Annotated in this window: 6 protein-coding genes and 7 tRNA genes; 10 read left to right on the forward strand and 3 right to left on the reverse strand. The window is 41.1% G+C overall.

All coding sequences use genetic code 11. The features are described from left to right. Positions 1-63 precede the first annotated feature (63 nt). Positions 64-1,644 carry a LysM peptidoglycan-binding domain-containing protein gene (locus tag H5092_RS15115; protein WP_149602939.1) on the reverse strand — a complete coding sequence of 527 codons (1,581 nt, stop codon included), beginning with the start codon at positions 1,642-1,644 and terminating at the stop codon, positions 64-66. 155 nt (positions 1,645-1,799) lie between these two features. Beyond that, positions 1,800-2,573, reverse strand: a complete 774-nt coding sequence (gene gloB / locus H5092_RS15120) for a hydroxyacylglutathione hydrolase (protein ID WP_182721490.1) — start codon at positions 2,571-2,573, stop codon at positions 1,800-1,802. A 53-nt stretch (positions 2,574-2,626) separates the two neighbouring features. On the opposite strand from gloB, the gene H5092_RS15125 reads away from it, so the two are divergent. Next, positions 2,627-3,412, forward strand: coding sequence for a class I SAM-dependent methyltransferase (locus tag H5092_RS15125; RefSeq protein ID WP_002963022.1), 786 nt, complete (start codon positions 2,627-2,629; stop codon positions 3,410-3,412). 163 nt (positions 3,413-3,575) lie between these two features. Here H5092_RS15125 and rnhA read toward each other — a convergent pair whose 3' ends face one another. Then, positions 3,576-4,040 carry a ribonuclease HI gene (gene rnhA, locus H5092_RS15130; RefSeq protein ID WP_002963021.1) on the reverse strand — a complete coding sequence of 155 codons (465 nt, stop codon included), beginning with the start codon at positions 4,038-4,040 and terminating at the stop codon, positions 3,576-3,578. 68 nt (positions 4,041-4,108) lie between these two features. Here rnhA and dnaQ point away from each other — a divergent pair, with 68 nt between their 5' ends. The 9 genes from dnaQ (at position 4,109) to H5092_RS15175 (ending at position 7,066) form a co-directional block, all read left to right on the forward strand. Beyond that, entirely contained in the window at positions 4,109-4,822 is a 714-nt protein-coding gene (gene dnaQ / locus H5092_RS15135; RefSeq protein WP_182733843.1) for a DNA polymerase III subunit epsilon, read from the forward strand. A 9-nt stretch (positions 4,823-4,831) separates the two neighbouring features. Beyond that, on the forward strand, positions 4,832-6,202 hold the full coding sequence (locus tag H5092_RS15140; RefSeq protein ID WP_182733844.1) for a TIGR03503 family protein: 1,371 nt from the start codon (positions 4,832-4,834) through the stop codon (positions 6,200-6,202). 97 nt (positions 6,203-6,299) lie between these two features. Beyond that, a tRNA-Asp gene (locus H5092_RS15145) sits at positions 6,300-6,376 on the forward strand. 27 nt (positions 6,377-6,403) lie between these two features. Beyond that, positions 6,404-6,480: transfer RNA gene (locus tag H5092_RS15150), tRNA-Asp, on the forward strand. 41 nt (positions 6,481-6,521) lie between these two features. Next, positions 6,522-6,598 (forward strand) — tRNA-Asp (locus tag H5092_RS15155). A gap of 31 nt (positions 6,599-6,629) precedes the next feature. After that, positions 6,630-6,706: transfer RNA gene (locus tag H5092_RS15160), tRNA-Asp, on the forward strand. Between the two features lie 38 nt (positions 6,707-6,744). Further along, a tRNA-Asp gene (locus H5092_RS15165) sits at positions 6,745-6,821 on the forward strand. Between the two features lie 37 nt (positions 6,822-6,858). Further along, positions 6,859-6,935 (forward strand) — tRNA-Asp (locus H5092_RS15170). 54 nt (positions 6,936-6,989) lie between these two features. Beyond that, positions 6,990-7,066, forward strand: a tRNA-Asp gene (locus H5092_RS15175). The last annotated feature ends 184 nt before the right edge of the window (positions 7,067-7,250 follow it).

The following is a 7,250-nucleotide window of genomic DNA, read 5'->3' on the forward strand; positions in this document are numbered from 1 at the left end:
AATTTTAAAGTATTAAAAAAGGAGCGCATGCGCTCCTTTTTACTTTTAATATAGTTTTATAAATTAACTACTTCTGACATCTACTTTAAGTTTTAGCTTTTGGCCAGGTTGTAAGTATTTTTGACCGGCTAAATTATTCCACTTAATAATTTCGTTAACGCTTAGATTAAACTTAGACGCAATACGTGCAAGTGAGTCACCACGGCGTACTTTGTATGTAATAGTACGGTTGGTACTTGCCGTTGCTTGTGGTTTATTAGCTGACTTATACACAGTAAGTTTTTGATTTAGGCGCAGTACAGAGTTTTTCTTTAGCTTATTCCATTTAGCCAACTCATCCATAGTTACGTCATATTCGCGGCTAATGTCCCATAACGTGTCGCCACTTTTAACTGTGTGCGAAAGCTTTGTGCGAGTTGCTTTATTAGCAGCTAAGCGCATCTGCTTTGGTAAATGTTCGCTATTTATAGCGCCATCAGTAAGCGGGACTAATAATTCTTGGCCTACTTTAATCGTATTTGATTTGAGTTTATTAAGCGATCGGATTGCACTTGAGCTCGTTGTAAACTTTTTGGCAATTACTGATAAGCTGTCGCCTCGAGCCACAATATAACGTTGCCAGCGTAATCTGTTTTTAACATCAGTGTTTGCTAGTTTTTGGCTAAATTGCTCTGCTTTATCTACTGGCAGTAATAAAGAATGTGGGCCATTAGGATCAGTTGCCCAGCGGTTAAAACCAGGGTTTAATCTGTATAGCTCAGTAAGCGTCATATCGGCCATATCAGCAGCAAGTGCTAAATCTATTTGCGAGCCAACATCAACCACTTCAACCACTTGTGCATTAATTACTGGTTGCCATGTAACGTTAAAATCATCTGAGCGTTTTAATAAATCGGCAAGTGCTAATAACTTTGGTACGTAGGCTGTTGTTTCACTTGGTAAATCAAGAGACCAAAAATCGGTAGGTAAATGCTTTTTACGATTCTTTTTAATAGCGCGCATCAAGCGCCCTTCACCCGAGTTGTAAGCAGCAATCGCATTTAGCCAATCGCCTTCAAGGGTTTTGTGTAAATACGATAAGTAGTCAAGTGCTGCGCGAGTCGACTGCACTATGTCGCGACGACCGTCGTACCACCAGTTTTGTTTTAAATCGAATCGCTCACCGGTTGCAGGCATAAACTGCCAAATGCCCGATGCGCTGCGATTAGAATAACCAAATGGGTCAAATGCGCTTTCTACAATAGGCAGTAGTGCAATTTCGATTGGCATTTCGCGCTTTTCTACTTCTTCAACAATAAAGTGTAAGTAAGGTTCTGCACGTTTAGAAATACGATCTAAATAGGCTTGGTGGCGAGCGTAATAGTTACGTTCAGTAACAACAGGGCGGTTTTGCGGTATTTCGATAGAAAGTTGGTAGCGAATTCGCTCCCACACATCATCAAACACGGGCGCTTCTTGCTCATCAGAGTCAACTTGCTGATATTGTGCGTTTACCATCAATGCATTGTTAATGTCGTTAGGACTTGCGCCTTCGAGTTGTTGGTTTGCTTGCGTGGCAACTTGAGAGTCTGACTCTAATGTTGTCACAGTTTGACAACCACTTAGCGCTAACGCCAAGGCTACTAATAGGGGAGATTTATTCATAAATACCAATACATCGGGTAAAAAACTCGGCGAATACTACCTGTTATGAGTTAACATTGCCACTTAATGACTTTTTAAAACGCAGAAATAGAATCATCACTATATCTTAAGTTAATGATTCTAATAAAATAAATATTAAAGTATTAGTTTTTGCATTAAAAATTGTCTTTGAACTGTCTCAGACTCGCAAAGTTTCCCCAAGGTTCATTGTTTTTTGTAACCGAGATAAATTTCTCTGGCACTAACTCTATAATGGTTGGCAAATCGCTACGCATAAATGGATTTATTTTTAGCTCCTGTCCAATAGAGGTCGGTAGAGAAATTTGATTATTACTGCGTAATTCATCTACTTTTTTACTGTACTCAAGGAGTTCTGGATTGCGTGGTTCAACTGCTTCGGCAAAGGCAAGATTAGCTTGCGTGTATTCGTGCGTGCAATAAACAACACAGCTTGCAGGCAGCTCTCTTAGTTTATTAAAAGATTTCCACATTTGCTCTGGCGTGCCTTCAAATAAGCGCCCACATCCGCCGCTAAATAATGTATCGCCTGTAAAAGCAAGTTCATCATTTGTGTAACAAATATGATCAAGCGTATGCCCAGGAGTTGCTAGAATAGTAAAGTTAATATTAAGCACACTGATGCTTTGTCCATCAGTGAGTGCGTGAGTGACGCCTTTAAATGGACTATTTGCAGGGCCATAAACCGATATATCTGGATAGGCGTCAACTAATTCAGCTACGCCATCAGTGTGGTCGTAGTGATGATGCGTAATTAAAATGCCACCAAGCGTTAGTTTGTGCTCAGCTAAGTACGTTAATACGGGATGTGCTTGGCCTGGATCGACTACCCATGCTTGGTTACTGTTATCGGTAGTTAAACACCAAATGTAATTATCAGAAAAGGCTTTAATTGCTTTGACTTGCACCATGGTAAATTGCTCTATAAAGTGACACTTATCGCATAGTATAACGAGCTCAAAAAATGAAACCAGCCCTTAGTTTTCAAGAAGGACCCAAACCACTGTCGTGGCAGCAGTTTCCTCATGGGGATTATTTACGCACAGATATTGAACGTAAAATGGAGCAATGGCTTCCGCGTATGTTTGGCTATCATATGCTTAAGTTGGGTAATTTAAGTGGCGAATTAAACACAAGTATAAGTACGATTAAACACCAAGTGTGTGTTGCAGAGCCTGGGCCTTACACTGGGGTAGTTGCTGACATAGATGAATTGCCATTTTACGAGCACAGTATTGATGCTTGTATACTAAGCCACTGCTTAGAGTATCATTCAGACCCACATCACATTTTACGAGAAGCACATCGCACGCTTATTCCGGGCGGTTATATACTAGTGACTGGTTTTAATCCGTTTAGTTTGTGTGGGCTTGCACAAATGCTGCCTTTTAGTGGTCAGAAGTTACCATGGACGGGGCGCTTTTTTACCCCTGCGAGGGTTAAAGATTGGCTAAATTTATTGGGTTTTGAAATTGTAAGTGACGAACGTTTTATTTATTCATCACTGGCAAGAGGTAACAGGTTATCAAGATTTGAGTTTTGGCGGACTTTTGCAAAACAGTATTTAAAACCAATGGGCAGTGTTTATATGCTGGTGGCACGAAAAAGAGTTGCGCCACTTACGCCGATAAAACCTAAGTGGCATGCTAGGCCGCAGTTTGCACCAGTAAAAGGGGCAGGGCTTAGACAAACGTCAAAGCAACACTTTAAATCGTGCGAGCAAAAAAATAATACCAATTGCATTAAATAAGTGATCTATCATAGCGCTAAGAAAATAGCACATTAACAAGGCGAAAATTGTGACATATAGTTGTTCTATATGAATAATTTTTAACGCAGTTAGTGAGTTATTTAATGCGATAGAATGAACATGTTTTTAATATAATTGGTATAACAACTAGCTTAGAATAAATTTAAGGCTGGTAGCCTACATCTTCTAGTAAATCTTTACTGCCAGCGGCATCGCGCGCTAAATCGTCAACTATTTCGTTGTATTTATTGCCGCTATGCCCTTTAACCCACTTCCAAGTTACATTGTGCTCGCTACAGGCTTTATCTAAGCGTTTCCATAAATCGACGTTTTTAACCGGCTTTTTAGCTGATGTTAACCAGCCACGTTTTTTCCAGTTAGTGATCCACGATTCAATGCCTTGCTTAACATATTGGCTATCGGTTGTTAGGTTTACATCGCATTCTCGAGTGAGTGATTCTAGGGCTACAATAGCCGCGAGCATTTCCATTCGGTTATTCGTTGTGAGTTTATAACCTTGGCTCATTTCTTTTTCGTGACCGTTATAAATCATAAAAATACCATAACCGCCGGGGCCTGGATTACCTAAACATGAGCCATCGGTGTAAATCTCTACGGTTTTTTGCACTGTTTTACCTTGATCTTATGTACAATAAAGTGATTATAGAAAGATACCAGAATCAGGCTAAATTCGATATGGCACGTAGACAAATAGTTTTAGATACAGAAACCACCGGCATCGACCCTAAACAAGGGCACCGTATTATAGAAATTGGGTGTGTGGAGTTAGTAAATCGCCGTTTAACAGGCAATAACTTTCACGTTTATATAAACCCACAACGCCCAAGCGAAGAAGAAGCAATCGACGTTCACGGTATCACTAACGAATTTTTACGTGATAAACCGTTATTTCATCAAATTGCCCAAGAATTTTTCGACTATATTGAAGGGGCAGAGTTAGTTATTCATAACGCACCGTTCGATGTTGGCCATATGGATAATGAATTTGCATTACTTAATCAGGGCTATCCTAAAACAGAGACTTTTTGTCAAGTTCTCGACACGCTTAAAATGGCGCGTGACTTGCATCCAGGTCAAAAGAACAATCTTGATGCATTATGTCGTCGTTACGATGTAGATAACGCAAAGCGAACACTTCACGGCGCGCTACTTGATTCTGAGATTTTAGCCGATGTGTACCTTGCCATGACGGGCGGTCAAACAAAGCTAAATTTGAATCAAAACAAAGATGACGGCAGCGAGCAACAGAAAGGCGGTATAAAGCGTTTAAATAGTGATAGAGCCCCATTAGTTGTATTGCGAGCAAGCAACGCTGAGCAAAGCGCACACGAAGCACGATTAGATCTTGTAAACAAAGAAGGCGGCCAATGTATATGGCGCGCTGAATAAGGCGATTTAATGAAAACGATGTATTTTGTAACAGCGTTATGTGCCGCTAGTTTATTTACTGGCAATGCATATGGCGTAAAACAAGTAGAAGTGCTCAAGCGCGATGGGCATCAAAATGAGATCCCTTTACTTGATAATCGTTTTCGCATAGATAGCAAAATAGATGAAATAACACTGCTTTTTTTTAGAAAATCAGGTGCACCTGCTGTTATTTTAGTGCGGCCCGATGGTAGTAAGTACTTTGCTACTGACTCAGTTAAAAACCCTAACTTAGATTGGTTTGACGAACTCAGCTACGATTTAGTTACCATAAAAAAACCTATGGCAGGTCCTTGGCAAGTAATAGGCAGTATTTTGCCCGATAGCAGAATAGTTGTATTAGGCGAAATATCTCTTGAGGCAGAGCCTCTTCCTTCAATGTTGTTTAGGGGGGAGACAATAAAAATCACCGGGAAAATACTAAACGACGGTGAGCCAATTAACACAAACCTATTTAGGGATGTTGTGAGCCTTAATGTTGACTTTGTAAGTACCAACAATGAAAACTTTGCTAACTTTGGTGCAGGCATTCAAGAAGTAGCGGAATTTAAAGACGATGGACGTGGATTTGATGAGCGCCCTAAAGATGGTGTGTTTACCGGCGAGTTTACTTTAGATTTTCCTGCGGGTGAATGGACACCAGAGCTTTATGTTGCAACACCTCTGCTACAGCGTCGCATTGTGCAAAATACAATAGAAGTGCATGAGCCACCTTTTGTAACCGAAGTCGCGTTAGCAGAGCAAGACGCAGACGAGCATCTGTTAACTATAAATATAGACCCAAGTATTGTTAAGCCAGAAACAGTCATCATCCAGGGAAAAATCTACTATCCCAATAACGAAGAGCAAATGTTTACCATAGATGCTGCAGCTAAAGACTCACGTCAGCTTAGTGTTAAAAATTATGATTGGGGTAGATATAGTGTTGAACTGTCTGTTTTTGGCACTAATATTAATGGCCGTGAATTTATGGCAACGCTACCAACGTATAAATTTGAGATAGAACGACCCATAGAAGCGGTGCTCGAAATTGATCCGGCAACGATTATTACGCCAGATAAAATGATTGAGAGTGAACTAGCTGAAGAAAAAATGGCCACCTCGACAATTATTAGTTTAATTGTAGGCTGCAATACGCTCATTTTATTACTCGGATGGTTGTTAATTCGTATATTTGTTCAGAAAAAACCGATTAAATTTAAAGTGAAGCTGCCTTTTTTAAAGAAAAAGAAAACAAGCGAAGGTGATGTTGCCGACACTGAAAAAAATCAAGTCGGTAAAAATGGCTCAAAAAATGACAGATCAGGTGAAATTTTAAACCTTTCGATGACAGATGACTAAAAAACCTATAAAAAAACAAAAAAGCCCTTGACGAAATAGGGGTTGGTTCGTATTATTCACGCCGCTGTCAGGGAGACCTAAACAGCAACGAAAATATGGAGTGGTAGTTCAGTTGGTTAGAATACCGGCCTGTCACGCCGGGGGTCGCGGGTTCGAGTCCCGTCCACTCCGCCATTTTCGTAAAACTTGTAAGTAAAAGCTGGAGTGGTAGTTCAGTTGGTTAGAATACCGGCCTGTCACGCCGGGGGTCGCGGGTTCGAGTCCCGTCCACTCCGCCAACACTTACACAACGTATGGTTGTAAAACATATTCTTATTATGGAGTGGTAGTTCAGTTGGTTAGAATACCGGCCTGTCACGCCGGGGGTCGCGGGTTCGAGTCCCGTCCACTCCGCCAATAAGAAAAAATAACAGTTTAAATATGCGCTGGAGTGGTAGTTCAGTTGGTTAGAATACCGGCCTGTCACGCCGGGGGTCGCGGGTTCGAGTCCCGTCCACTCCGCCAACTATTTAAATAACGTTATATTACAAAATTTGTATGCTGGAGTGGTAGTTCAGTTGGTTAGAATACCGGCCTGTCACGCCGGGGGTCGCGGGTTCGAGTCCCGTCCACTCCGCCAACAAATTAAGTAATAACAAGTATAATGATATCTCTGCGGAGTGGTAGTTCAGTTGGTTAGAATACCGGCCTGTCACGCCGGGGGTCGCGGGTTCGAGTCCCGTCCACTCCGCCATTTGATATCATGATTAAAATTAGTAAGTGCATTACCCCATGCACATACCACTGCGGAGTGGTAGTTCAGTTGGTTAGAATACCGGCCTGTCACGCCGGGGGTCGCGGGTTCGAGTCCCGTCCACTCCGCCACTTGTTATTTCCTCAATAACAAGTTTAAAAATCCTTGATTAAATGATTTAGTAAAACATTCTTTGGCTATCAGCTATCAGCTATCAGCTATCAGCTATCAAGAGCATATGCAAGTCGTCTATTAAGCGTTTTAAATGTAGGGTTCAATCTTTGGCGAACTTATATTTTTTGCGTTTCGTTTTCG

Source organism: Pseudoalteromonas sp. SR41-7 (assembly GCF_014163935.1).
Classification (GTDB): Bacteria; Pseudomonadota; Gammaproteobacteria; order Enterobacterales; family Alteromonadaceae; genus Pseudoalteromonas; species Pseudoalteromonas distincta.

Coding starts and splice junctions, on each gene's coding strand:
- H5092_RS15115 (WP_149602939.1), bottom strand. CDS start 1,644: ATGAATAAATCTCCCCTATTAGTAGCCTTGGCGTTAGCGCTAAGTGGT.
- gloB (WP_182721490.1), bottom strand. CDS start 2,573: ATGGTGCAAGTCAAAGCAATTAAAGCCTTTTCTGATAATTACATTTGG.
- H5092_RS15125 (WP_002963022.1), top strand. CDS start 2,627: ATGAAACCAGCCCTTAGTTTTCAAGAAGGACCCAAACCACTGTCGTGG.
- dnaQ (WP_182733843.1), top strand. CDS start 4,109: ATGGCACGTAGACAAATAGTTTTAGATACAGAAACCACCGGCATCGAC.
- H5092_RS15140 (WP_182733844.1), top strand. CDS start 4,832: ATGAAAACGATGTATTTTGTAACAGCGTTATGTGCCGCTAGTTTATTT.